Genomic DNA, 25,156 nt, shown 5'->3' with positions numbered 1-25,156 from the left:
GCGCCAATCACCGCCGCTGCTGCTGCGGCGGCACTATAAATGCCGCCCCACGGCGCTGCGCCAGCGGTCCAGCCTGCCCTCGCGCGCTGGTGCCAACATATCCGGCTCGAACACATCGCGCGGGGCGATCATCCCGCGCGCCTGGGCCAGATCCTGAAAATGGCCGAGGCCGATAGCGGCAAGGATCGCAGCACCGCGTGCTGTCGTCTCCACATCCGCGGGCCGTTCGCACCGGATGTCCAGCATATTGGCGATGTCTTGCGCCAGCCAGTTGTTTGCGCTCATCCCGCCATCAAGCCGCAGCAATGACCAGCCCGCCCCATCCGCCGCAAACGCCGCGCCGAGGTCATGGAAAACGTGGCCGATCGATTCCAGCGCCGCCCGCACAATATGCGCGCGTGTTGCGGCAAACGACAGTCCGGTAATGCTGCCCCGCGCATCGGCCAGCCAATAAGGTGCGCCAAGGCCAGACAGGGCCGGCACCACCACCACACCCGCGCTGTCTTCCACCGATCGCGCCAGTGCCTCGCTATCGCCTGCACTGTCCAGCAATCCGATGCTGTCGCGCAGCCATTTCACAAGGCTTCCGGCGACGAAGACCGATCCTTCCAGCGCAAAACTACGCTCGCCATTCACTTCGCACAGCACGGTGCCCAGCAGACGGTGCGTAGATCGCGGCGGCTGCTGCCCCATGTTGGAAAGGATAAACGCGCCCGTGCCCAGCGTCGCCTTGGCCTCGCCTTTGGCAAAGCAGCCCTGCCCGATGGTGGCGGCCTGCTGATCGCCCGCAAGCCCGGTAATCGGGATCGCGCTGCCAAACAGTTCCGGCACGGTCTCGCCAAATCGCCCGCCATTGGGCACAATTTCCGGCAAAGCGGATTGCGGCACGCCGAACATAGCGCACAGCCCTGCGTCCCATGTCGTCCCGGTTAAGGCCATAAGCATCGTTCTGCTGGCATTGGTCACGTCGGTGATATGCAAGCCGCCAGTCAGGTTCCACACCAGCCAGCTTTCCACCGTACCAAACGCCAGCCTATCCCCCAGCGCCGCCGCATCGGGCACATTGCGCAACAGCCATTCCATCTTGCTGGCCGAGAAATAGGGATCGAGCAGCAAGCCGGTGGCTTCCTGCACCGCCGCCTCGTGCCCGGCCTGCCGCAAGGCGCGGCAGCGTTCCTCGGTGCGGCGGTCCTGCCACACCAGCGCCCGGCTGATCGGCTGGCCCGTCTGCCGGTCCCATGCCACCACGGTTTCGCGCTGGTTGGTAACGCCAATCCCCGCAATCCGGTCTGCCCCGCCCGCGCGCTCCACCATCGCGCGGGCACAGCGCAGCGTGCGTTCCCAAATTTCGCTGGCGTCATGCTCGACCATTCCGGGCGCGGGATAGTGCTGCACCAGTTCCTCTTGCGCCGATGCCAGAACCGCACCGTCCAGCGAATAGAGAATCGCCCGCGTCGAGGTCGTGCCTTCATCCAGCACCAGGATGCAGCGTTCATCGATCATCGCGTTTCATCCCCTGCCATAAACCGCCGCAAGCTTTCCTGCTGGCCCGCATCCAGCCGCAGACCCAGCTTCGTCCGCCGCCACAAAACATCATCGGCCTCAACCGCCCACTCGCGGTCCATCAAATAGCGCACTTCGCGTGCCGTCAAGCCATGGCCGAAGTGGTGGCCACATTCCGCCAAAGTGGCCGCGTCGCCCAAAAACTCATAGGCCAGCGTGCCATAGCAGCGGATCAGCCGCTCTGCCCACGCAGGCTCAAGGAACGGATAGCGTCGTTTCAGCGTGGCGATAACGTCATCCACATCGCCCACCGCAAAATCGCCGCCCGGCAAAGGCTGGCCATCGGTCCAGGGCGCGCCAGCCAGAGCCTGAATACGCTCGCCCATGCGCTCCACCGCTTCTTGCGACAATGTGCGGAAGGTGGTGATCTTGCCGCCAAACACCGAAAGGATCGGCGCACCTTCTTCGGCCTCGCTCACATCAAAACGATAGCCGCGCGTCGCTGCCTCCGGCTTGCCCGAGCCATCATCCACCAGCGGCCGCACGCCCGAATACGTCCACACCACATCGGCAGGGGTTACGGGAACCTTGAAAAACCGGCTCGCGCCCTCGCACAGATAGGCGATTTCTTCCGCGCTTGCCTCGATCTTGTCCACCCCGCCCTGATGGTCGCGGTCGGTCGTGCCGATCAGGGTGAAGTCATGCTCATAAGGGATCGCAAAGAAGATGCGCCCGTCGGGAAGCTGGAAGAAATAGGGGTGCGGATGATCGAACAGTTTGCGCACCACGATATGCGATCCGCGCACCAGACGGATCGACTGGCTGGAAGGCTGGCCGCTGCGGTCGAGAATTTTGAGGACGGAAGGCCCAGCCGCATTGATAACAGAGCGCGCTTTGAAGCTGCCCTGCGGCGTTTCGACCAACCATAAGCCAGCTGTACGTTCCAACCGCGTCACCGGGCAGCGCGTGCGCACATCTGCGCCGCGATCTGCCGCATCACGCGCGTTCAACACCACCAGTCGCGCATCATCCACCCAGCCATCCGAATAGACAAAGCCATGCACGAATTCCGGCTTCAGCGGCGCTCCCGCCGGATGCCGGTCAAGTCTGACCGATTGCGTTGCAGGCAGCAGCTTGCGCGAACCAATATGGTCGTAAAGGAACAGCCCCAGCCGCAGCAGCCAGCGCGGCCGCAAACCCTTCACCCACGGCAGCACAAACCGCATCGGCCAAATGATATGCGGCGCGATAATCCATAGCTTTTCGCGCTCGCCCAGCGCCTCGCGCACCAGTCCGAATTCGTAATGCTCAAGATAGCGCAATCCGCCGTGGATCAGCTTGCTGGAATTGGACGAAGTGCCGCTGGCCAGATCGCGCGCCTCCAGCAGCAGCACTTTGGCCCCGCGCCCCGCCGCATCGCGCGCAATGCCCGTGCCGTTGACGCCGCCGCCGATCACGGCGACGTCATAAATTCCCGTTTCGCTGTCCACCACAATTGCCATGTCAGATGTCTAACGGACCGTGCTGGATGTGCGGCAAGACATGCCGCGCAAACATGTCGGCCTCTTGCAAGTGCGGATATCCCGACAGGATGAACGCCTCGATGCCTTCAGCCTGATAGGCGCGCAGCTTGGCCAGAACCTGATCGGGCGTGCCAACAATCGCCGCGCCACAGCCCGAACGCGCCCGCCCGATGCCGGTCCACAGGTTCTCCTCCACAAAGCCGTCACCATCGGCGGCCCCGCGCAGTTCCTGCTGGCGCTGCACGCCAAAATTCTTGGCATCCAGCGATTTTTCACGGATCGCCTTGCCCGCATCGTCATCCAGCTTGGACAGCAACCGGTCGGCATAGGCGCGCGCCTCGTCCTCGGTTTCGCGCACGATCATGTGGGCGCGATAGCCAAACTTCAAAGTACGGCCATAATTGGCGGCCCGCGCCTTCATGTCGGCGATGGTTTCGCGCACTTTGTCCATGGTATCGGGCCACATCAGATAGACGTCGCTCGCCTCTGCCGCACATTCGCGCGCATCGTGGGAAAGGCCGCCGAAGTAGAATGCGGGGCACTTGCCCGAAAGCGTGCCGATACGCGGCGGATCAAGCTTCAACTGGTAAAACTCGCCCTGAAAATCGAGCGATTCGCCATTGAGCAGCGTGCGCACGATCTTCATGATCTCGGTCGCGCGGGCATAGCGCGGGCCGCTGGCAATCGTCTCGCCAGGCATATCGGACGAGATGATATTCACGTTCAAACGCCCGCCCGTGCCCGCAGCATTAGGGCCAAGGATGCGGTCCAGCGTGGCGATGCGGCGTGCCAATTGCGGCGGCCAATCCTCGCCCATGCGCGTGGCCCACAGCAGCTTGATCCTGCGCACTTGCGTGGCCACCGCTGCGGCAAAGGCCGTGGTATCAAGGCCGAGGCTGTAGCCCGATGGCAGCAGGATATTGTCAAACCCGCCCTCTTCGGCGCGCAGCACGATGTTGCGGCAATGCTCCCAGCTTGATTGCAGATACTTGTCCGGAACCCCGAGGAATTCGTAGTCATCGTCGCACAGCGCCGAGAACCAGGCGATTTCACAGTTTTGTTCGGCCATCATGCCTCTCCTTCAGTCTGCACACGCAAACATCCACCGGCTTCCCGCAGGTGCGGTGCCGCTTATCGATTGAACCACGCCGGCCCGCACACGAGCCGGCCATTCCGACTCGCCTTACGGCAGCCGCTCGCCGCGTGCCGCTACCAGCACGGCGTACCAATCTTCGCGCGTCCACGTGACCTTCAGCGCTTCCACGCCTTCGGCAATGCGCGTGGCCTGTTGCGATCCGATGATCGGGATGATCCCCGCCGGATGCGCCATCAGCCACGAATAGGCCGCAACCGTGCGCGAAACACCTTGCGCCTGCGCCACCGCATCAAGCGCGGCTGCCACCGCAATTTCTTCGTGTGTCTGCGGGTCGGCCAAGCGTCCACCGCCCAGCGGCGACCACGCCATTGGCGTCAACCCCAACATCATCGCCTGATCCAGTTCGCCGTTTTCAAAGCAGGTGATCCGCAGCGGGCTGATTTCGGGCTGCGTCGTCACCAGCTTCACGCTCAGGAAGTGGCTGAGCGCCGCAGTCTGGTGGATCGTGAAATTTGAAACGCCGATCGTGCGGATTTTGCCCGCCGAAACCGCATCTTCCAGCGCGCGCGCCACTTCTTGCGGGTGCGCCAGAATATCGGGGCGGTGGATTTGCCACAGATCAACGCTATCCACTTTCAGGCGACGCAGCGAAGCATCAATCGCTTGTGCCAGATATTGCGGGCTCTGATCATAGGGCAGCGGCGGAAGGATGCCGCCCTTGGTAGCCAGCACCATGCGGTCCCGCAAAGCAGGTTCTGCCGCCAGAACTTCGCCCAGCAGCGCCTCGGCATCGCCAAAGCCGCCCGTGCCATCAAAGCCATAGATATCGGCGGTATCGAGGAAGTTGATCCCGGCATCCAACACCGCATGGACCAGCTTTGCCGCATCGGCAGCGCTACGTCCGTTTTCGGCAAGCCGCCACATTCCCCAGGCGATGGGCGATACGGCAATATCGCTGGAACCGAGGGCACGGAAACTGGGCGGCAAAGGCAATTGGCTCATGAATTGGTCCTGACTGGTGGCGCGACCGATGCGCGCTCTACGAGAGTATGGGGCAGGCGGCGGTGATTGATATCGCCCCCTGCGATAAGGATTTCGGTGGCCGTGCGGGCAAGCTCGATCATCGGCTGGTGGATCGTGGTCAGCGGCGGCCAGACGGTGCGCGCAAGCGTGGTATCGTCAAACCCGGCAACCGAAAGCTCTGCCGGAACATTGATGCCGCGATCATGCGCCACCGCCAGCACGCCTGCGGCCATATCATCGTTCGAAGCGAAAATGGCGGTGGGCCGGTTGGACTGGTCCAGCAAAGCGCGCCCGCCGCGCACGCCGGAATCGAAATCGAACTCGCCTTCGCACACCAGCACGGGGTCATAGGGCAGCCCCGCCCGGTCCAGCGCGCGGCGATAGCCGAACAGCCGGTCGTCCGATGCCATGTGGTTCTGGTGGCCCTTGATAAAGCCGATCCGGCGGTGTCCGGCGTTGATCAGATACGTGGTCATATCGTCGGCTGCCTGGGCATCATCCATGAACACCGAACTGGTCAGCGCGTGATTGGTGCCGGGGGATATGCGGACAAACGGAATATCCATATATTCCAATGCTCTAAGCACCGGATCACAGTCCGTAACAGGGGAAGACAGGATGATCCCGTCAACATGTGTTTCATCAACTAAACCCCGCACCTGCTCCCCCACCAGCGGGTCCGCCACATCCACCGGCTGCGCCAGCAAGCGGATGTTGTTGGCGCGGCAATAGTCCCAGCAGCCGGTCTGGATCTGGAACATGTAATAGGGGCTGTGATTGTCATAAATCAGCGCGATCTGGTTAGACTTCGCGCCCGACAGAATGCGCGCGGCAACGCTTGGCCGGAAATCCAGCGCGCGCATCGCCTCTTCCACTTTGGTGCGCGTTTCCAAGCTGACATAAGGGTGGCCGTTCAGCACGCGGCTGACGGTTTTCACCGCTACACCGGCGCGTGCTGCCACATCCCTGATGTTTGACCGCTCGCTCATCCTTCCAATACCCCCCGTAGTCCGGCGAGCAGCGGCGCAAAGACGCTGTCTGGCCGGTAGAATACAGGTGGCTGGCCAATCGGAGCCGCGATGTCATGCGTGCCGGGCGCAAAATCCTTACCCGACCAGCAATGCCGCCAGATCCCTTCGCCCGGAAGAATAACCTGACGTTGACGCGCGCCCTCTTCAATCACCGGTGCCACCAGCAGATCAGCACCGTAGAGGAACTGGTCCTGCACCGTAAAGAGCGCGCAATCCTGCGGATAGTGCAGGAACAGCGGGCGTTGCGCGGGCAAACCCTGGCTGCGCGCTTCATCACACAAGTGGCGCACATAAGGTGCAAGTCGGGCGTGAACGCGGCTCCAGCGGGCAAAGCACGCGAGCAGCACATCGTTGCTGTCATATTGCAGGTTGTCGTCGGGGCGATTACCCTCGTGGCTGCGCATGACCGGCGCAAACGCGGCCAGTTCGCACCAGCGCTGCATCAGTTCTGCCGTGCGGACATTGCCGTGCAACGATGTGTACCCGCCGCAATCGGAATGGCTATAGGCATTGCCAACCAGCCCTGCTGAAAGCGCACCGGTAATAACCGTACCGATCCCGTCATGGCGGGTGAAATCCACCGACTGGTCACCCGCCCACAGCAGCGGACAATGGCCCTGCACGCCCGAAAAACCGGCGCGCATGAAGAATACCGCATCGCCGGTTTTGCCCCGGCTTGCTACAGCGCGCGCGTTTACTTCGGCCCACAGCACCGGCCAAAGGTTGTGTGCATCCATCGCATCCGAACCATCGGCCAGTCGCAAGTTGGTGGGCAGGTACTCGCCAAAATCGGCCATCCAGCCCGATATGCCGATATCGAGCATTTCGCGGCCCAAGATACGTTCGGCAAACCATGCGCGCGTCTCTTCGCGGGTGAAATCAACCACACCGCAATCGAACTCGCCAAAATCGACAAGGTGAACCGCATCATTATCACGGTTCAGGCAAAAGTGGCCGCCCGCCCGCGCCTCTTCATACAAATCGCCATCCACAGCGATGTAGGGATTGGCATAGGCCAGAAAGCGGATGCCGCGCGCATTCAAATCAGCAATGCGGGTGGCCAGATCGGGATAGCGCTCTGCACTGCGCGCGCCGCTGTGCCAGTCCCAGAACAGGCGGCGTCCGAACGTGGTTTCGCGAATGCCCGCCCAGTCTTCACACCACAGGCCTGAAACCGCAGCGCCCGCTTCGATGAAACGCTCAAGCCGGTCAAAACTGGAAGCGCCTGACTTCAAACCGACAATCGCCCCGCCTATCGCCCAGTCGGGCAATTCGGGCTGACGACCAAAGCGGCTGGACAATTGCGCCACCAGCCCTGCCGGACCATCGCTGGCGTAGAGTTCAAATCGCGCAGCGCCGCTCCACACGTCTACTGCATGGGCGGCAGGGTCGGTGAAATCGAGGACGCTGTAGCAGGTGGCATCGAGATGCACCGCCAGCCAGCGCGAAGTGAGGAACGTGGGCTGCGGGTAATTGGTGTTCCAGTAATCGCCGCCCGCCATGCCCTCGGCGTCCATCCGCTGCGTCAGCGCGGTAGATTTGTCGCGGCCAACACCGGGCTCGCTGGTCCAGATCGGAAAGCTGCGGCCATTGAGCGCCAGATAGCTCATCTGTTCGCCGCCGCCCCACACGCATTCGCCGGGTTCGGCATGGAACAGGACACGCAAGCGGTCATATTGCGGATCAAGCGCGCGAATTTCGAGCGCATTGCCCGAAATGGCGATGCAAGCGACTGCATGACCCTGATCCAGCAGTTCAACCCCACCTTCGCACAAACGCCAAGCTTGCGGAGTGATCGCATCGAAAGGATTGTCAGATATACGGAAATTGCCGCGAAACATCTCAACATCGGCTTGTCCACGCGCCATGACCACCGCAGGACAGACGGGAGTATGGCGCAGCACGAGTTGCTCTCCGAAGCGGAGATCAAACCCATCGTTTTCGGCGATTAGCCGCAATTGCAAAGCAATTTCCTCACCATATCCAGTAGTGTGGCGAAATGGCCGCACCCGCTATCTGCTTTTTCTGACACCGCTTGACATATCGGGACAGCCATAGCATTTCAAGCGCCAATCGCGGTCGATCGACGAGGGAGCACGACTACCCTTGGAAGACCGCTTTTTGCAGGGAGAGTTCCACGATGATCAAGCATTCCGCATCCGTGCGTGCACTGGCACTATCCGCCAGCGCCCTTTCGCTCGCCTTTACCGGCCAAGCCAGCGCTCAAGAAGCGGCTGAACAATCCGGCGGCATCGCCGAAATCGTCGTCACCGCGCAGAAGGTCGCGGAAAACGTGCAGGACGTGCCGATTGCGATCACCGCGATCACGGCAGACCGCCTCGAATCCAGCGGCGTCGTCAGCCTTGAAGGGCTGACCCAGCTTGTCCCGTCGGTCACTTTCCGCAAGGGCACGACCAGCGCGAACAGCGCCATCGTGATGCGCGGCGTGGGCACGATCACGTTCTCGGTCGCGGCTGAACCCAGCGTTTCAACCGTGGTCGATGGCGTCGTGCTTTCCCGTTCGGGCCAAGCCTTCATGGACCTTGTCGATATCGAGCGTCTTGAAGTAATGCGCGGACCGCAAGGAACGTTGTTCGGCAAGAACGCCTCGGCTGGCCTCGTCAGCATGATTTCCAAGGGCGGCACTGATACGCTGCAAGGCGAAGTGCGCGCCGAATACTTCGAAGACGAGGAATACCGCCTGCGCGCCGCCGTCTCCGGCCCGCTGGGCGAAGGCCTCAGCGCCCGCGTCACCGGCTTTTATGGCAGCTATGATGGCAACATCACCAACGTGTTCGGTGGCCGCAACAACACGGTCAACGGCTATGAACATTACGGTGCGCGCGGCATCATCGATTATGAAAACGGCACGTCCAAGTTCCGTCTGATCGCCGATTACTTCAAGGCCAATGACGATTGCTGCGCCGATGTGACCACGGTCAGCCGTGGCGCAACGCTCGATGCCGAACTCGGCCTGCCCGGCGGTGTGGCGCAAGGCGTAAACCAGCGCTTCGTCAATCACAACATCGTCACGCAAACCAAAGACCGCCAGTGGAGCCTGACCGCAACGGGTGATTTCGATGTGTTCGAAAGCCACTCGCTCAGTGTGGTTGCGGGCTATCGCAACTGGCAGAACGAAGAAATTCGCGAAGGCGATTTCCTGCCGCGTGCCATCGTCGGCACTGGCGAACTGCACGATAACGGCGAAGTGCGCACGCAGCAGCTGAGCCTCGAAGTGCGCCTGGCGTCTGACCAGACCCAGCCGTTCTTCTATCAGGTGGGCGCGTTTGTTTGGGGATCGGACAACCAGCAGGACTTCACCCGCCGCAACATCACTTGCACCACGTCGACTTTGCCGGTTGCGGCATCGGGCGCAACGCCTTGCAACACCGCCGATACGGTCAACACCCTGTTCCCCACCGCCACTTCGTTCAGCGATGTACAGTCGCGCAACTATGCGGTGTTCGGCCAAGCCACCTACCGGCTTAGCGACATGTTCGCGCTGACCGGTGGCCTGCGCTGGACCAAGGATGATCTGGACTACACGCACACCCGCGCGCCAGCCGTCAATGCCACCAACGGCCTTCCCGCCAGCGGCCCCGGCACCAACGGCAACCCTGCTGGCGGTACGTTGGCAACAGGCGGCAACGGCACAAACACCTCTGCCGGATCAAGCAGCAACGACAACATCTCGGGCCGCGCGGTGCTGCAATTCACCCCGTCTGATGATGTGATGCTCTATGGCAGCTATACGCGCGGCTATAAGGGTCCTGCGTTCAACGTGTTCTTCAATCACACCGCGCCCACCAACGCCGTGCCGATTGATGAAGAAACGTCGGATGCCTTTGAAATCGGCATCAAATCGCAGTTCCTCGATAACCGCGTGCAGTTCAATGCCTCGGCCTTCACCGTCACCTATAACGGCTTCCAGGCCAACAATTTCGTGCTGCTGAACGGCGCGGTCGTATCGAACCTGACCAACGCCGGGTCGGTGCGCAGCCAGGGCTTCGAAGCCGATCTGCTGGCCGTGCCGATGGACGGGCTGACGCTGCGCGCCAGCGCGGCCTATGCCGATGCCACTGTGCGCCGGTTCAACCCGAACCCTTCGACCAACGCGCCTGACGCGCGCAACGGCACGCGCCTCCCGCTCGCGCCGAAGTTCACTTACACGCTGGGCGGCAGCTATGAGCGCGATCTTGGCGGCTTCAAGATCTACCTCGACACCGATTTCCGCCATGTCAGCAAGCAGTTCTCGGATCTGGGCGAAGCAGGCCCGATTGATGCTTACGGCATCTGGAACGCCGGGATCGGCTTCTCGGACGCAGAAGACAACTACCGCCTGACCTTCCTTGCCCGCAACATCACCGACAAGGCCTATGCCCTGCTCAACGTGAGCGCCGGCCAACGCCTGCAAATCCCGCGCGACGCAGACCGCTACTTCGGCGTCAGCCTGCGCGCCAAGTTCAAGTAACCGCCCATCCCTCCCAAGGGCGGACGAAGAGGCTCCGGACTACGGTCCGGGGCCTCTTTTTGTTTGGGGTGGCTTATGGGATTGGCGGCTTTGCGGGGTTGCCGGATAAATGCTGCCGTTCTGGATACGACGCCGAAGCAGTCATTCCCGTTTAACTCGCGTGATCCCGAATGCTGCCGTGCCGCTACAGCGGTGATCGCGGTGATAAGCTGGCATTCAGCTAGCGACACCTAGCAATGGGAAGGCCGCAGGAAGCATCACTCTGTCGCCTTTAAGTTACGGGGGGACCTCATGCGATCAAACGTGATTTTCAGCTCAACTTTTGCGATTGTCGCAGGCTTGCTGCTCTCAGGCGCAAAAGCCCCAACGGTTGATGATTTTCGCGCAGCCCACAAAGCCAATGCCCGGGTCCAAGTTGTTACAAGAAAGATCCTTGCCGCTAACACTGATATCTGTCCCGCCACTCATGCGGACTTCGGTTTCTCCAGATTCGAAATCTACCCGACTGCGAGAGCTTCTACCTTGGCGGCCTGGAGAGAAGCGATGGGGTTTCCCGAAGATGTCAGCGGTACGGTTGTTAGTTATATCAATGCCGATGGGCCGGCACGACTGGCTGGCTTGCGATATGGCGATCAGATTACTGCAATAGGCGGCGTGGCACTGGTTCCGACCACCGAAGGGCGGGCAGCTGTGGCAGAAGCCAGCAAAGCCGCCTTTGAAAAAGGACATCTTGCACTATCGGTTCGCCGCGGAGATGCTGAATTGGATTTGGCCATAGCAGGGCAGCAAATCTGCGCAGCCAATGCAGTCATAATCAACAAGAAGCGAACAAATGCTTATGCGAATGGATCGAATATCCTGGTTACGCAGCGAATGGAGCAATTGCTGCCTTCCGATGATGAGCTGGCATATATAATTTCACACGAGGCTGCGCATGTATTTCTGGGTCATACATCAACCGAAAACGAAGCCGACCTTCGCAACTCTGCAACGCGGAAAATTATGGAACGGGACGCTGACGCGCTGGCCGTGCGCCTGATGCTTAAGGCTGGCTATGCACCCGAAGCTGCCGCAACCGCCCAGCAACGCATTGAAAAATCGGACACTGGCCCAATCACGCGCTTTGTGTTTCGAGATCTGCTCGGAATGCACGGGCCCTATTTGCCGCCAAAAGAACGGACCGCGTTCTTGATTGCCCAGGCAGCTGAAGTCCGAGCGGAATTAGAGGCAAGTATAACGGCTCAGTGATCGTCCGGCCGAAATAGGAATTTCGGGATTGGCGAACCGGTATGGCAGCTCCTCCCCGCTATGAAAAAAAGCCGACGTTCGCCTATCCACCCACTACTTGTCATTCAACCCAAACAACTGACGCCCTAAAAGCTGCCGTTCCATTTATCGTCGCCCCGGGCTTGACCCGGGGTTAGGCTTTTCTTTGCTGCGTGCGGCGAGCGAAGGGGTTCGCGCGAACCTCTTCTCTGTGCGCGGAAAGGAAAAAAGCGGGACCCCGGATCAAGTCCGGGGAGACGATGGAGGAGGGATAAGCGTATCGCCGAGGGTGCGCCTCGTTCCCCCCTCTCCCAACCCTATCCCCTGAAGGGGCGAGGGTTTTTTACCTACTCACCCGCCGCCAGTTCCAACTTCGGCATCATCACCTGAATGAATGCCAGCGCCAACAGATAGGCACTGCCGCAAATCGCGAACAAAGGCCCATAGCCCATCCCGTTCGTCAGCGACCAGCCTGCGAATTCGATGATTCCCGTGCCCGAAAGGTTGCCCGCAACCGCGCCCAGCGCGATCACGCTGGCGACGCGGGTGGCGGGGATGATGTCTGCGGTCATGCCGAAGACGTTGGTGGAAAAGCCCTGATGCGCAAAGAGGCCGAAGCCGATCAGCACGGCGGCTGCCCAAGGGTTGCCGGTAAACAAGGCCAGCGGCATGGCCAGCACAACCAGCGCATAGAACAGCATGGATGTTTTGCGCGCGGCGTTCACGCTTTTCCCGCGTGAGAGCAGGATCGGGTAAAGCCCGCCCGAGGTCAGCGCGCCCATTGCCGCCAGCGTAAAGATGATCGCGATGGGCCAGCCGAGCGCGCCCTGCGTCATGCCGAACTGGCGGTTGAAGAAATCGGGCATCCAGAACAGCACGAACCACCACACCGCATCGATGCAGAACTTTGCGCCGATCACCGTCCACGTCTTGCGATCAGACAGCAACACGCCCCACGGCACACGCGCGCGTTCGGGCATATCGCCCAGCGGCTTGAGGTTGCGGGTGCCAAACCACCAGCCTGCCAGCCAGATAAAGCCGAGCGCGCCGGTCACCCAGAAGGCCGCTTGCCAGCCGAACGCCAGCGCAAAAGGCGGGATCAATAGGGGGGTGAGGATTGCGCCGATATTGGGCGCGGTGTTGATCAAACCGATGGCGAAATTGCGTTCTTTCAACGGCAGATACATCGCCGCTGCTTTGAGGCCCGCAGGCGTGCTGACCGATTCACCCGCCGCCAGCACGATCCGCGCGGCAACGAACTGTTGCACGGTCTGCGCCAGCGCATGGGCCATGCCCGCCGCGCTCCACACGGTGACCGCAATGGCGTAAGCAACGCGCACGCCCAGCCGATCCACAAACCAGCCGACGAACAGCAAGGTGCCCGCAGCGGCAATCTGGAACGAGGAGCCCAAGTGCGCGTAATCGGCATCGCTCCAGCCGAATTCGGCCTCAAGCGTGGGCTTCAACAGCGCCAGCACCTGCCGGTCGACATAGTTGAGCGCATTGCCAAGAAACAGCAGCGCCACTAATGCCATTGCGGTGCCACGCGCGATCTTCTGCCCGCCGCCAGCGTTCATGCATATTCTCCGGTCAACCAAAGCGTCGCCTACGCTTCCTGCTTGCACATTACCCAACCTCGTGCGTAATGAAAGAGGCATATGACACCGCAGGACAGAAAACGCAGGAGATCATGATGGCAGGGCAAGGTGACAGCAGAAAGGAAATCGACTGGGCGAGCCTGCCATCGGCGGCAGACCTGTTCGGCGAAATCCACCTTGCGGAACACAAACCTGTCGCACCCGAACAGCGCGACACGGTGTTCCACGGCCTTGCCATTTGCGCAATTGCTGCGGCTGCGGCTGCGTGGCTATCGGAACATTACCACTTCCCGATTATTCTGCTCGGCCTGCTGATCGGGCTGTCGCTCAGCTTTGTCGCGCGCGATCCTTATAGCCATAAGGGTCTGGACTTCGCCTCGCGCACCTGCCTGCGGCTGGGCGTTGTGCTGCTTGGCATGCAAGTGACGTTCGGGCAGATCGGATCGCTTGGGGCAGCCCCGTTCGGCGCGCTGATCGTCGTGATGGCGCTGACATTCTTTGCCGGAATCATCGCGGCACGCCTTGCCGGACAATCGGGCTATGTCGGCATATTGGCGGGCGGCGCGACGGCGATCTGCGGCGCGAGCGCGGCGATGGCGCTTTATGGCATCATCGGCAAAGAGCGGCTCAACCAGTCGCAATTCGCGATCACGCTGGTCGTCGTATCTTTGGCCAGCGCGCTGGCGATGTCGGTCTATCCGATCCTTGCAGCTTATCTTGGCCTGAGCGATCAACAGGCAGGCTTCCTGATTGGTGCATCGATCCATGATGTGGCGCAGGCCATTGGCGGGGGTTATGCCTTTTCCGAACCCGCCGGAAGCTATGCCACAATCGTCAAGCTATCCCGCGTGGCGCTGCTCGCTCCTATCGTCATCATCACCGGCCTTGCCATCGGCAGTGCCGAAGATGCCGCTAACCGGCCCGCGTGGAAGCGGTTGGCGCTGCCGTGGTTTATCACCGCGTTCTTTGCGGTGGTGCTGCTCAATTCGCTGGTCAGCATGCCCGTGCCAGTTCGTGATACAGCGTTGGGCGTATCAAAAGGGCTGTTGCTGGTAGCGGTGATCGCCACGGCTATGCGCAGCCGCCTTGATCTGTTGATGGAGACGGGCCTGAAACCGGTGCTGCCGGTGATCGCGGCCACAGTGATCAGCTTTGGTGCCTCGTTGGCGTTTGCGCTGCTGTTGCTGTAAGGTCATACAAAGGGTGGCGCCGTAGCCTTGCCAATCGGGAAAATATCGCCATACTTTTTGATACACTTTGGCGAATTGCTGAAAAGCAAATGTTTGGCTATTCCGAAGCGCCTATTGATCCGATCTCGTGGAGTTTTTGAGTAATGAAAAAGCGTTATTTGATCGCGGCTACGCTTATGGTTCTGCCTGCGGTGAGTGCAATTGCAGCAAACCCGAACCCTGCATTCAAACTGCGCCATCAGAACTTCGAAGCGATGGGCAAGGCGATGAAGGGCATTTTTGACGAATTCAAAAAGCCTGCTGTCAATATGGCCACAATCAAGGCAAACTCGGCCATACTTTCCCAAGCGGCCAAGAAGGTCAGCGGCCATTTCCCCAAGGGAACCGGTCCTGAAGCTGGCGTTAAGACCGAAGCCTTGCCCGCAATCTGGGAAAAGCCTGTAGAATTCAAGGCTGCGACTGACCGTCTGGTAACCGCGACCGCAGGTTTGCAGGCCGCCGCCGCATTGGGCGATATGGCCAAGATCCAGGCCGCAGCGGGCGCCGTTGGCGGTTCTTGCAAGGGTTGCCACGAAAGCTTCCGCAAGCCCAAGGCGTAATCGTAACCGCCATGACTGAACAGGCTCAGCCCAACAAAGTGGTGGTGTGGGACGTTCCCGTGCGCGTGGTGCACTGGAGCTTTGTTGCGCTTCTGCCGGCCCTGTGGTGGTCGGCAGAGACGCGGCAAATGGACCTTCACTTCACCCTTGGCCTGACGATGCTGGGGCTGGTGGTGTTCCGTCTGGTTTGGGGCGTTATCGGCAGCAGCACGGCGCGCTTCAAGCAGTTTGTAACGGGGCCGGGCGCGATCCTGCGCTATCTCAAAACCCCCGAAAACACGCCGCATATCGGACACAATCCGCTGGGCGCGCTTAGTGTTGTTACGCTTCTGGCTTTGCTGGGTGCGCAAGTCGGGCTTGGGCTGTTTGCGCAAGATACCGATGCGGTTAGTTCAGGGCCGCTCAACCATCTGGTATCGTGGGACACGGCGACTGCGGCGAGCGATGCGCATGGCATCGTGTTCAACGTGCTGCTCGCGATCATCGCCCTGCATGTGGCCGCAATCGCGTTTTACCGTTTCGTGCGCAAGAATGATCTTGTGACCCCGATGATCAGCGGTCGCCGCGCGGTTGCAACAAGCGTTACCCAACCGTCCATCGCTTCATGGATCAAGGCCTTGAGCGTGGCGATCATCGCAGCGGCGCTTGCCCTGTGGATCAGCTTTGGTGTGCCGCCGTGGGGTGCCAAATTCCCGTGGGAGCAGGCAGATATGCCGGTCGATGTGCCCTCGGCAGACAGTTACATGTAATCAACGATCGGGCAGCGCGCTGAAAGCCCAGAGCTTTGCCAGCAGGAACGTGGCAGGCGGTACCGTGCACAGCACGATCAGGACATAGGCATAGGTCGGCCAGCCATTGTGCCGGACCAATGCCAGAATGCCGCTGGTCATGATGAAGCTGGCGGCAGAAACAAACACATAGCGCCGTGCACAATCGCGCAGCAGGCGGTTTGTGCCGAAGGTCAATCCGGCGTTGCCAACGAACGATACCGAAAAGGCCGCGCAAGTGCCCAACAGGTTGGCAAAATAGGGATTCAGCCACCCTTGGCCGATCAAAAGCCACACCAACGCCACATGCGCCAGCGTTGCGCCAACCCCGACCGCGCCAAACGACACGAGTTGCCGGATCAAGCCCAAGCTAAACGCGGCGCGCAACGGCATAGAGCGACAACCCGATGGGCAAATTGATCCTGCCTGCCAAGCGGTTTTCAAACGCGAATATGCGCTCCAGCACGCCGTTCACAAACCGGTTGGGCATCGTATCGGCTGCAAACTTCTTGCCCGAAAAGCGCGAGGCAAGCCGCTGGGCCAGCGCCAAGGGAAACAGCAAGGTGTTGAAATAGCTGACGTCTGCCACCTCAAACCCGGCTTGTTGCAATACCTTCTTGAGGCCTACTTTGGTGTAGCGGCGCTTGTGATGGTGGATTTCATCGTGTTCTGACCAAAGCCATGGCACCGCCGGAACGGTGATCAGGATCGATCCGCCATCGCGCAACCGCTCACGCAAGGTGCGCAGCGACCCCACATCGTCATCAATGTGTTCGAGCACATCCAGCATCGCCACCAGATCAAAGGCTTCCCCGGCAAAGCCGATGTTGTCTGGCAGAAAGCCGGGGGCAACCGGCTTGTTGAGCAGGCCCGAGGCATAGTTCCGCGCGCCCTCTTCATATTCGAAAGCGTCGAGATCCCCGAACCGGCCCAGCATGGCAAGGTTCCCGCCGTAACCGCAGCCCGCCTCAAGAATGCGCGCGCGCTTGGGCAGGGTGACAAGGCGGCGGATCAGTTCCGAAATGATCTTGCGGCGGCCCACAAACCACCAGTGCTTGTCCTGCAAATCGCGCAGCGAATGATAGGCGACGGCATCCATCTTCAGAAACCTTCCGTGTCAGACACGATATAGAGCGGGCGACCCCGCACTTGTTTGGAGATACGGCCGATATACTCGCCCATCAGGCCAAGGCTGAGCAAGTTGAGCCCGCCAAGGAACAGCACAGCGACCATCAGCGAAGCATAGCCCGGCGTATCGACCCCGTAGGCCAGCGTGTGGATGATCAGGAATGCGGCATAGAAAAAGGCGGAGAGCGATATGAGCGCCCCCAGCGCTGTCCATATACGCAAGGGGAAAGTGGTCGATGCCACTATGCCATCGAGCGCCAGCGCCAGCAGCTTTGACACGTTCCATTTGGTATCGCCAACCGAGCGCGAAGGGCGGGTATATTCAATCGTCTCGGTACGGAAGCCGATCCACGAAAACAGGCCTTTGTTGAAGCGCGAATGTTCGGTCATGCGGTTCAGCGCATCCACCGCAACACGATCAAACAGGCGGAAATCACCCACATCATTGGCAATGGGGTATTCGGCCAATGAGTTGATAGTCTTATAGAAAAACCGTGAACTAGACCGCTTGAACAGGGTATCGGCGCTGCGATCAGCACGCTTGGCGTTTACCACTTGCGCCCCTGCACGCCATTGCTCGATCATCGGACGCAGCAGTTCTGGCGGGTCTTGCAAGTCTACATCCATCGGGATCACCGCATCGCCGGACGCGGCCTTCAACCCGGCGCTGAGCGCTGCTTCTTTGCCGAAATTGCGCGAGAGCGAGACGAGTTTGATACGCAGATCGGTGCGGCACATCGCACGCACGGTTTCGCGCGTGCCATCGCTGCTGCCGTCATCGACAAACACGATTTCGAAGCGTGGCGGCATTTCGGCACCAGACCAGCTACCTGCAATCGCAGCGTTAACCGCTGCGACGAACGGGCCGACGCTGCCGCATTCATTGAACACCGGCACAACAAGAGAGACGAGCGGACCTTGCCCGTCCATTCCAGCGACGGGAAACTTCAGGTTCTCAATCACTGTCTCTCTCCAGTTTCACGCAAGCAATCGCACCCAACTGCTGGTTCAGGCCAAGGTCCGGCGCCGGATTTTGGCAGGACCACGCGGGGTCATCTGCAAACGATGGCGGATAGGTGCGGGCAGATGTCTGCTCTGTCCGGTTGTATAGCCAGATCACTGCCGGACGTGCGCCGGAGGCCGTTTTGCGCAGCACGGCATTGGCATCGGCGCTTTCCGGCACGATCACGGTGCGAACCGGAAGGTTCAGGCCCTGCCTGCGCAGGAAATAGCCGCCAAGCTGCTCCAGCGACTGGCGATCAAGGATCTTGGCCGCAGGGTGATCCCACAGGAACACGACCTGATCAGCGCGGCTTTTACCGACAAAGTCGCTAGCCCTTTCAAAGCCATAGACCGCGCGCATTTCAGCGGCGGTGCTGGCCTGTTTGGCATTGAGCGCGGGCGGCAAGAACACGGCCAGCAGCATGGCGCCATACAAATGCGGGCGCGCACTGCGTTGAAAGATAAACGTCAGCCCCAGCATCGCAGGTGGGATCAAAGGCACGAGATAGCGGTTGACGAGCGATGCCTGAGCCACCCCGATCAGCAGCGCAATGCCAAGCCCGATGACTGCTGTACTAGCCACAAGCCCCAAGTTTTGCGGCTTTGCGGACTGCCGGTCACGCTGCACCAGCGCCGCAATCACGATCACAATGATCGCGGTGAAGAGGACCAGATTGACCGCGCCCAAAACGTACATCACATGGCCCAGCGCGGCCTCGGCAGTGGTTGTCTGCTGCCACACAACATCGCCGCGCGCATATTCCTGCAAACGCGCGAAATGATTGGCAAACCATGCAAGGCCTGGCAGCGCCAGCAGGGCGGCAGGCCAGATCCGCAGCATCCCCAAGCCATAACGGCACGCCAGAACCAGCGCTTGGGCGATAACCAGCGCAGCAGCATAGTAATGCGTCAGGAACATCAGCGTGCCCAACGCCACCCAAGCCACTGCCCATTGCAACGACAAGTCTTCCAGCAGCTTGGCGAGCACCAGCGTGGACGCAACCGAAAGCAGCAGCATCAGGCCATAACCGCGCGCATCAAGCATCAAGGCCAAGCCTTGTGGCCATAGCAGGATCAAGCCCGCCCAGACCGCTGCTGCCGAACGGGTCAGGCCGCTGGGTTGCCAAATGAGCGGGAGCGCGGCGGCGGCGAGGACGAACACGATGCTCGGAAGGCGCAGCATCGCATTGCTATCACCAAATACGCTTACCCAGCCATGCAGGAAAACGTAATAGAACGGCGGGTTGCAATCGAGCCATGCCTCGCGCCAGAATGCCGCCCAATCGGGCTGCGTGGCGATCATCGCGCTCCATGTTTCATCCATCCACAGCGGAGCATCAGCGGCCACTTGCAAGCGCAATGCTGTGATGGCGAGCACAACCACGGCGGCCACAGCACCCAGCCATCGCTGCGCTTTGATCGGCGCTTGATCCATCGTGGCGGCGGGTGAAAGCACTTATGTTTCTGCCTATCTCAGTCGAATTACTTCTTAAATTTTGTTGGTTAAGGAATTCCTAATTTCCAGGCGGCACGGCATCCGGCGCTTTATGGGCGAATAATCGATTGCCCCTTTCGCAACAGGGCGAACGCGGTATGGTTGGAGGGCGCGTTGAAGGGTCTGAAGTGAGAGCCAATGTGAACCACAAAAGAGCTCAACTATCCCTTGTCCTGCTGGCCGTTTTTCTTCACCTGCCCGCGTTATTCTATCCAGACGGCGCATCGCATAGCAGTGTTTACAACTACATCTGGACCACCCAGTTCGCCGAGGCCTTTGCCAGCGGCGAATTCTATCCACGCTGGTTTCCCCAGAGCTTCGAAGGGCTGGGCGGGCCGACGTTCTATTTCTATCCCCCACTGACCTATTGGGTATCGGGCAGCATCGCCGCATCGGGCCTGAGCGCCACGGTTGCCAACGTGATCGCGGCGATGATGTTCAGCGCGGTTTCGGGTCTTATGATGTACCGCTGGCTGAGACCGCAAACCCCGCACGCGCTGTTGGGTTCGCTGGCCTATATGGCCGCGCCCTATCACCTTTACGACTTTTACGTGCGCGGGGCCTTGGCGGAATATGCCTCGTTCATGTGGCCGCCGCTGATCGTGATGGCCATCCGCAACTTGCGCGGGGCACGGTCGATTGCCGCCTTGGCAGCGGCCTATGCAGGCCTGTTGATCACGCACCTTCCGGTCGCCCTGCTGGCCACGGTTTTTCTGATCGTGCCCTATGGCATCAAGACATTTCTGGATGACCGGCGGGTGCTGATACCGGGCCTTGTCGCAGGTGTGCTCGGCATCGGACTGGCATGTTTCTATCTGGTCCCGGCATTACAGCTGCAAGGTGCCATTTCCACCGATCTGCTGTGGTCCGATTACTATAAACCCGCGACATGGTTTCCTTGGAACCGGCCTTATATCAGCTACTTGCTGGGAATTCCGGCGCTTGCACTGGCGCTGATCGTTTTTGGCGCTGCCATTCGCGGATATTGGGGAGCTGCCACAGCCCTGACCGCTGCGGCCTCCATCGGGCTGATCCCGTTTATCTGGGATATCCATCTGTTGGCGCAAGTGCAGTTTCCGTGGCGCTTACTGGGTCTGGTCGAGTTTACCGCGATTATCGCCCTCGTTCTGAAGCCGCAGATGACACCCTTGCTCAAGCTCGGCTTCGCCATTGCGATACTGCCGGTCACCATGTTCAGCGTTGCCGCCATTGCCACGCTGCGCACGCCGATGGATATGGCTCTGGTTGAGAACAAACGCCCGGACGCGCCCGAATACCTGCCGCGCGGCATCGACAAGCGCGGGATTACAGGAACGCAGCGGATCCCCAACCTTGATGTTTTTGCCGGCATTTCGCGCAATGCTGCGATCACGGTTACCCAACCCGGTCCTATCGTGATGGGCCGCGCCGATTTCCCGATCTGGCAGGTGATGCACAAGGGCCGCGAAATCCCGCATTCCGGTCCGCTGATCAGCTTCAATGCAACGGAGCCCGGTGTCTATACGATCGAACGCAAGACATTGCCCAGCGAGACACTGGGTTGGGCGGTCTCATCGCTTGCCCTCGCGATTCTGGCATTGCTGTGGGCGTTTGCGCGACGTTTTGACGCCCTGTTCGCGCACGGTTACGATCAACCCGTCGGATAACACCCCCTCAAGCCTTGCGCGAAGTGCGTATGGCCGATTGCCGCACATGAGCGGATGGTTCTGCGCGAACACTGGAGGGATTTGACCACAAGCCTGCGCCAGATAATTTTTTGCAGATGCAAACAAAGGCGTTGACCAATTTTTGACATCTGTCCAGTCTTGGGTTGGAGCCGCGTTCGACTCGTCTGAGGCGCGGCCCAGCCTTCAAGGGGGAAATTGCGACCATGAGCGTGGCCGAGACCGTTACCCGCGATACCGCCAACCGTCGGCTAAAGCGCTTGATGCGCAGCCGTTTGGTGCAGTTTGTCGGACTTACCGCCCTGCCTGCTTCGCTCGTGCTGGCCCAAGCAGCCAAAGACACCGGACGCCATCCTTCGAACCCGGTTGAGACCGAAACCGGCATTCCGGTGAAGGCTGCCATCGTCACCGAAAAGTGCGGAACGTGCCATACCGCAGATGCGAAGGGCAATCTCTCGCGCATCTCTTGGGTGCGGACCACGCCTGAAGGTTGGGCGCAAGTGATCAAGCGCATGGTCGCGCTGAATGGTCTGTCCATCACCCCATCGGAATCCAAGGCTGTCGTGCGCGCGCTATCGGCCAGCCACGGCCTATCGCCTGAAGAATCCAAGCCGGTTATGTATTTGACCGAGCATCGCCAGTTGAACGAAACCAACATCCCCAACGAAACGATCCGCCAATCGTGCGCATCGTGTCATGCCTTCGCGCAGCCGCTCTCATGGCGACGCTCGAAAGCCGAATGGGGCCTTCTGACCAACCTCCACGTTGCCATGTATTCCCAGGCAGATGCGCAATATCGCCGCGCAGTGGAAGATCCCACCCAGCCCGTCCCCGCCGCTGGCGCGAAAAAGCCGCTGCCGGTCGAAGTGGCGCTGGAGTACATGAACAAGAACGCGCCGCTGATCACGCCAGAATGGGCAAAATGGGATGCGCGGGTGCAATCGGCCAAGCTGGGCGGCAAGTGGTTGGTCAGTGCCATGCTGCCGGGCAAGGGGCTTTATGCGGGCGAAATGATCGTGACGCCTGCGAGCGGCGAGGATGATTACACAACGTCTATCACGCTGAAATCGTTTAAGGATGGCTCGACCCTCACCCGCAAGGGCAAGGGCCTTGTCTATACCGGCTATTCATGGCGCGGCACATCATCAAGCGGCCCCGAAGGCAGCCGCGCCGATGCGCCGGAAGATCACGAAACACGCGAAACGATGTGGTTCTCGCCCGATCGCAAATCAGCGCAAGGCCGCTGGTTCTGGGGCGATTACAAAGAGTTCGGTTTTGACGTAAAGCTGACCCGCGCCGCTGCCGAACCCACCATCGCCGCCGTGTGGCCTTATGCTTTGAAGGCCGGAAGCAAGGGCGCAACTCTCAAACTTATTGGCGATGCCTTCCCCGCTGGACTGAAGCCTGCCGACATTGATCTGGGCAAGGGTGTGGTCGTGAGCAAAGTCGTCTCGGCCAGCCCGACCGAAGCCGTGCTGACCGTAGATGTTGCCGCAGACGCCGCCGTCGGCGCGCACGATGTCGGGCTTGGCGGATCGGTGCTGGCTGCTGGCTTGCCGGTCTACAAGAAGGTCGATTACCTCAAGGTCGTGCCCGACACCTCGCTCGCCCGCCTTGGCGGCAGCGAAAAGCACACACCGGGGTACTCCCAGTTTGATGCCCTCGGCTTTGACAACGGCCTTGATGGCAAGCCCTACACGGTGGACGATGTGGCGCTCGGGCCCATCGATGTGACCTGGGCGATGGAAGAATTCCAGACCGTCTATTACGATGACGACGTGAATTATGTCGGCAAGTTGAGCGCGAACGCGCTGTTTACCCCGGCGATTGACGGGCCAAACCCCGAACGCAAGTGGGGCCGCAACAATTACGGCGAAGTCTGGGTCGTTGCCACCGCCAAGTCCGAAAAGGACGCGCTGGGCAAGCCGCTGACCGCCAAGTCGTTCATGATCGTGACAGTGCCCGCTTATAAGCGCTGGGATCAACCGGAGGTGGCCAAGTGACAACGGTTCTCGCCCCAAAATACCGTCGCGGTGACATTCACCTGTTCGATGCCCAAGGTCAGGGCTTTGTTTATCTGGCTTCGGCCGGGGCCATCTTCGCGCTTGATGAAGGTGCGGCCAGCGTCATGGCGCTGCTCGGCGAAAAGCAACTGGCCTATGGCGAGATGGTCGCCGCGCTGATCGAAGCGAACTATTCGCGCGCCGATGCCGAAGACCTGATCCGCGAGCTGCGCGCGGTGCGCGGCATCATATCGGACGAAATCCGCGAAGCGCCGCTGGCACCGCCTGCGCCGCCCGAAGACTATCCGTTGCAGGCTTTGGTGCTGAACGTCACCAACCAGTGCAATCTGGCCTGCACCTATTGCTATGAATTCGGCGCAGACAAGATCGCCACGCCTGCGGGCAAGCCAAAGTACATGACGCTGGAAACCGCCAAGACATCGGTTGATTTCCTGCTTACCAGTTCAGGCGACCGCGAAAGCCCGCACATCACGTTCTTCGGTGGTGAAACGCTGATGAACTTCAAGCTGCTGCGTGATGTGGTACTCTATGCCAACGAAGCCGCTGCCGCCAAGGGCAAGCGGATGACCTACAGCCTGACGACCAACGCCACGCTGCTGACCGACGAGATCATCCAGTTCCTGTCCGATCAGGCGGTGGGCGTTACCGTATCGATGGACGGCCCGCCCGATCTTCAGGACAAGCGCCGGGTCTATAAGAACGGCAAGGGTTCTTATGCGGTAATGGAACCGCGCCTGCGCAAGCTGATTGCCGGACACAAGACCCGCGCGATTACCGCGCGCGTCACCCTGACCGAAGGCGTGACCGATGTAATCCGCATCTATCGCCACCTCAAGGACGATCTAGGCTTCCACGAAGTCGGCTTTGCACCGGTAACGGATTCAGGCGAGCAGACTTATACGCTCGACAGCGATGGCATGGACACCGTGGTTTCTGCCTTCCATGAACTGGCCGCCGAATGGCTCGCCTTCGCATTGCGTGGTGAAATGCACGGTTTTTCGAATGTGTCGGAAACCATCAGCGAACTGATCCAGGGCACCAACAAATCGCATCCTTGCGGTGCAGGGCTTGGCCTTGTCGGCGTCAGTCCATCGGGCGATATTTCGCCCTGCCACCGCTTTACCGATGCCGATACGCATGTGCTGGGCCATGTCACAACCGGGCTCGACAAGGAAAAGCGCACCGACTTTCTCACGCGCGGCCATGTCGGGTCGAAGTACGAATGCTCATCGTGCTGGGCACGGCCATTGTGCGCGGGCGGGTGCCACCACGAAGCCTTCGTGCGCTATGGCGATACCGGCCATGCCAATCTGCATTATTGCGACTGGATCCGCGAATGGACCGATGCGTGCCTGAAAATCTACGGCACCGTCGCTGCGCGCAACCCCGAATTTCTTGAACGCTTTGCTGCACGAAAGGGCTTGTCATGAAGCACCTGACACCACTGAACAAGAAGGCCAAGCGGATCGAGGAGACAATTTCCTCGACCGAAGAAGACGTTATCGCGCTTCAGCAGAAGCCGATGCACACCCCGATGGGGTGCTCGATCTCGTTCTCGCCCGGTTGGGAAGTGGATGCAGGCGGCGGCACGGCGGGCCTATGCCAACCGGCAGAGCGCGATATCTACGATTGCTATGTCACCTGCTTCTGGCCGGTCCAGGTGCCCGATCATGTGAACTATTCACCCGATTGGGCCAGCAATTGCGCCACGGCGGCCAAGGACTGGCGGAGCCTCGACATCATCTTCCCGTGATGTTTTGCACCCGATCCATTCTG

The 25,156-nt window shown here is 60.4% G+C and carries 20 protein-coding genes; 9 read left to right on the top strand and 11 right to left on the bottom strand.

Going from position 1 to position 25,156, the window contains the following annotated elements; all coding sequences use genetic code 11:
• Nucleotides 1-33: 33 nt before the first annotated feature.
• The 6 genes from IP81_RS00280 to IP81_RS00255 form a co-directional block, all read right to left on the bottom strand.
• The gene (locus tag IP81_RS00280; protein WP_054106075.1) at nucleotides 34-1,500 is read right to left on the bottom strand and encodes a glycerol kinase; all 1,467 of its coding nucleotides are present in this window, start codon (nucleotides 1,498-1,500) and stop codon (nucleotides 34-36) included.
• Nucleotides 1,500-3,005 (bottom strand): glycerol-3-phosphate dehydrogenase, encoded by a 1,506-nt coding sequence (glpD, locus tag IP81_RS00275; protein WP_054105965.1) that lies wholly within the window; start codon nucleotides 3,003-3,005, stop codon nucleotides 1,500-1,502. The genes IP81_RS00280 and glpD overlap by 1 nt, the downstream gene beginning before the upstream one ends.
• Before the next feature lies 1 nt (nucleotide 3,006).
• On the bottom strand, nucleotides 3,007-4,095 hold the full coding sequence (locus tag IP81_RS00270; RefSeq protein WP_054106074.1) for an LLM class flavin-dependent oxidoreductase: 1,089 nt from the start codon (nucleotides 4,093-4,095) through the stop codon (nucleotides 3,007-3,009).
• Between the two features lie 114 nt (nucleotides 4,096-4,209).
• Complete coding sequence (locus tag IP81_RS00265) at nucleotides 4,210-5,124, bottom strand: aldo/keto reductase family oxidoreductase (RefSeq protein ID WP_054105964.1); 915 nt, start codon at nucleotides 5,122-5,124, stop codon at nucleotides 4,210-4,212.
• The gene (locus IP81_RS00260; protein ID WP_054105963.1) at nucleotides 5,121-6,134 is read right to left on the bottom strand and encodes a LacI family DNA-binding transcriptional regulator; all 1,014 of its coding nucleotides are present in this window, start codon (nucleotides 6,132-6,134) and stop codon (nucleotides 5,121-5,123) included. Before IP81_RS00260 ends, IP81_RS00265 begins: the two co-directional genes overlap by 4 nt.
• Entirely contained in the window at nucleotides 6,131-8,140 is a 2,010-nt protein-coding gene (locus tag IP81_RS00255; RefSeq protein ID WP_054105962.1) for an alpha-glucosidase, read from the bottom strand. Before IP81_RS00255 ends, IP81_RS00260 begins: the two co-directional genes overlap by 4 nt.
• Before the next feature lie 176 nt (nucleotides 8,141-8,316).
• Here IP81_RS00255 and IP81_RS00250 point away from each other — a divergent pair, with 176 nt between their 5' ends.
• Entirely contained in the window at nucleotides 8,317-10,647 is a 2,331-nt protein-coding gene (locus tag IP81_RS00250; RefSeq protein WP_054105961.1) for a TonB-dependent receptor, read from the top strand.
• Nucleotides 10,648-10,938: 291 nt separating this feature from the next.
• Nucleotides 10,939-11,895, top strand: coding sequence for a M48 family metallopeptidase (locus IP81_RS00245; protein ID WP_082355834.1), 957 nt, complete (start codon nucleotides 10,939-10,941; stop codon nucleotides 11,893-11,895).
• Nucleotides 11,896-12,260: 365 nt separating this feature from the next.
• Here the strand turns inward: IP81_RS00245 and IP81_RS00240 are convergent, their stop codons facing one another.
• On the bottom strand, nucleotides 12,261-13,490 hold the full coding sequence (locus IP81_RS00240) for an MFS transporter (protein ID WP_054105959.1): 1,230 nt from the start codon (nucleotides 13,488-13,490) through the stop codon (nucleotides 12,261-12,263).
• A gap of 116 nt (nucleotides 13,491-13,606) precedes the next feature.
• Here IP81_RS00240 and IP81_RS00235 point away from each other — a divergent pair, with 116 nt between their 5' ends.
• From IP81_RS00235 to IP81_RS00225, 3 genes are all read left to right on the top strand, one after another.
• Nucleotides 13,607-14,701: a YeiH family protein gene (locus IP81_RS00235; RefSeq protein WP_054106073.1), complete on the top strand. Its 1,095-nt coding sequence runs from the start codon at nucleotides 13,607-13,609 to the stop codon at nucleotides 14,699-14,701.
• A 143-nt stretch (nucleotides 14,702-14,844) separates the two neighbouring features.
• Nucleotides 14,845-15,300 carry a cytochrome c gene (locus IP81_RS00230; protein ID WP_054105958.1) on the top strand — a complete coding sequence of 152 codons (456 nt, stop codon included), beginning with the start codon at nucleotides 14,845-14,847 and terminating at the stop codon, nucleotides 15,298-15,300.
• Nucleotides 15,301-15,311: 11 nt separating this feature from the next.
• The gene (locus IP81_RS00225; protein ID WP_082355832.1) at nucleotides 15,312-16,049 is read left to right on the top strand and encodes a cytochrome b/b6 domain-containing protein; all 738 of its coding nucleotides are present in this window, start codon (nucleotides 15,312-15,314) and stop codon (nucleotides 16,047-16,049) included.
• Here IP81_RS00225 and IP81_RS00220 read toward each other — a convergent pair whose 3' ends face one another.
• Genes IP81_RS00220 through IP81_RS00205 form a run of 4 tightly spaced genes read right to left on the bottom strand, consistent with a single transcriptional unit; the run spans nucleotide 16,050 to nucleotide 19,653 of the window.
• Nucleotides 16,050-16,460 carry a GtrA family protein gene (locus tag IP81_RS00220; protein WP_054105957.1) on the bottom strand — a complete coding sequence of 137 codons (411 nt, stop codon included), beginning with the start codon at nucleotides 16,458-16,460 and terminating at the stop codon, nucleotides 16,050-16,052. It lies immediately after the preceding gene.
• Nucleotides 16,438-17,166 carry a bifunctional 2-polyprenyl-6-hydroxyphenol methylase/3-demethylubiquinol 3-O-methyltransferase UbiG gene (locus IP81_RS00215; protein ID WP_054105956.1) on the bottom strand — a complete coding sequence of 243 codons (729 nt, stop codon included), beginning with the start codon at nucleotides 17,164-17,166 and terminating at the stop codon, nucleotides 16,438-16,440. The genes IP81_RS00220 and IP81_RS00215 overlap by 23 nt, the downstream gene beginning before the upstream one ends.
• Nucleotides 17,167-17,168: 2 nt before the next feature.
• Nucleotides 17,169-18,158 carry a glycosyltransferase family 2 protein gene (locus tag IP81_RS00210; protein ID WP_231626180.1) on the bottom strand — a complete coding sequence of 330 codons (990 nt, stop codon included), beginning with the start codon at nucleotides 18,156-18,158 and terminating at the stop codon, nucleotides 17,169-17,171.
• Nucleotides 18,151-19,653 carry a glycosyltransferase family 39 protein gene (locus tag IP81_RS00205; protein WP_157573013.1) on the bottom strand — a complete coding sequence of 501 codons (1,503 nt, stop codon included), beginning with the start codon at nucleotides 19,651-19,653 and terminating at the stop codon, nucleotides 18,151-18,153. The genes IP81_RS00210 and IP81_RS00205 overlap by 8 nt, the downstream gene beginning before the upstream one ends.
• A gap of 179 nt (nucleotides 19,654-19,832) precedes the next feature.
• Here IP81_RS00205 and IP81_RS00200 point away from each other — a divergent pair, with 179 nt between their 5' ends.
• From IP81_RS00200 to qhpC, 4 genes are all read left to right on the top strand, one after another.
• The gene (locus tag IP81_RS00200) at nucleotides 19,833-21,338 is read left to right on the top strand and encodes an integral membrane-like protein (RefSeq protein ID WP_157573012.1); all 1,506 of its coding nucleotides are present in this window, start codon (nucleotides 19,833-19,835) and stop codon (nucleotides 21,336-21,338) included.
• Between the two features lie 224 nt (nucleotides 21,339-21,562).
• Complete coding sequence (gene peaA, locus IP81_RS00195; protein WP_231626179.1) at nucleotides 21,563-23,359, top strand: quinohemoprotein amine dehydrogenase subunit alpha; 1,797 nt, start codon at nucleotides 21,563-21,565, stop codon at nucleotides 23,357-23,359.
• The gene (peaB, locus tag IP81_RS00190) at nucleotides 23,356-24,810 is read left to right on the top strand and encodes a quinohemoprotein amine dehydrogenase maturation protein (protein ID WP_054105953.1); all 1,455 of its coding nucleotides are present in this window, start codon (nucleotides 23,356-23,358) and stop codon (nucleotides 24,808-24,810) included. Before peaA ends, peaB begins: the two co-directional genes overlap by 4 nt.
• Nucleotides 24,807-25,133, top strand: coding sequence for a quinohemoprotein amine dehydrogenase subunit gamma (gene qhpC, locus IP81_RS00185; RefSeq protein WP_054105952.1), 327 nt, complete (start codon nucleotides 24,807-24,809; stop codon nucleotides 25,131-25,133). Before peaB ends, qhpC begins: the two co-directional genes overlap by 4 nt.
• Nucleotides 25,134-25,156: the final 23 nt, after the last annotated feature.

Source organism: Novosphingobium sp. AAP83 (genome assembly GCF_001295795.1).
Lineage (GTDB): Bacteria > Pseudomonadota > Alphaproteobacteria > Sphingomonadales > Sphingomonadaceae > Novosphingobium.
This window is presented reverse-complemented; position numbering and strand designations above follow the sequence as displayed.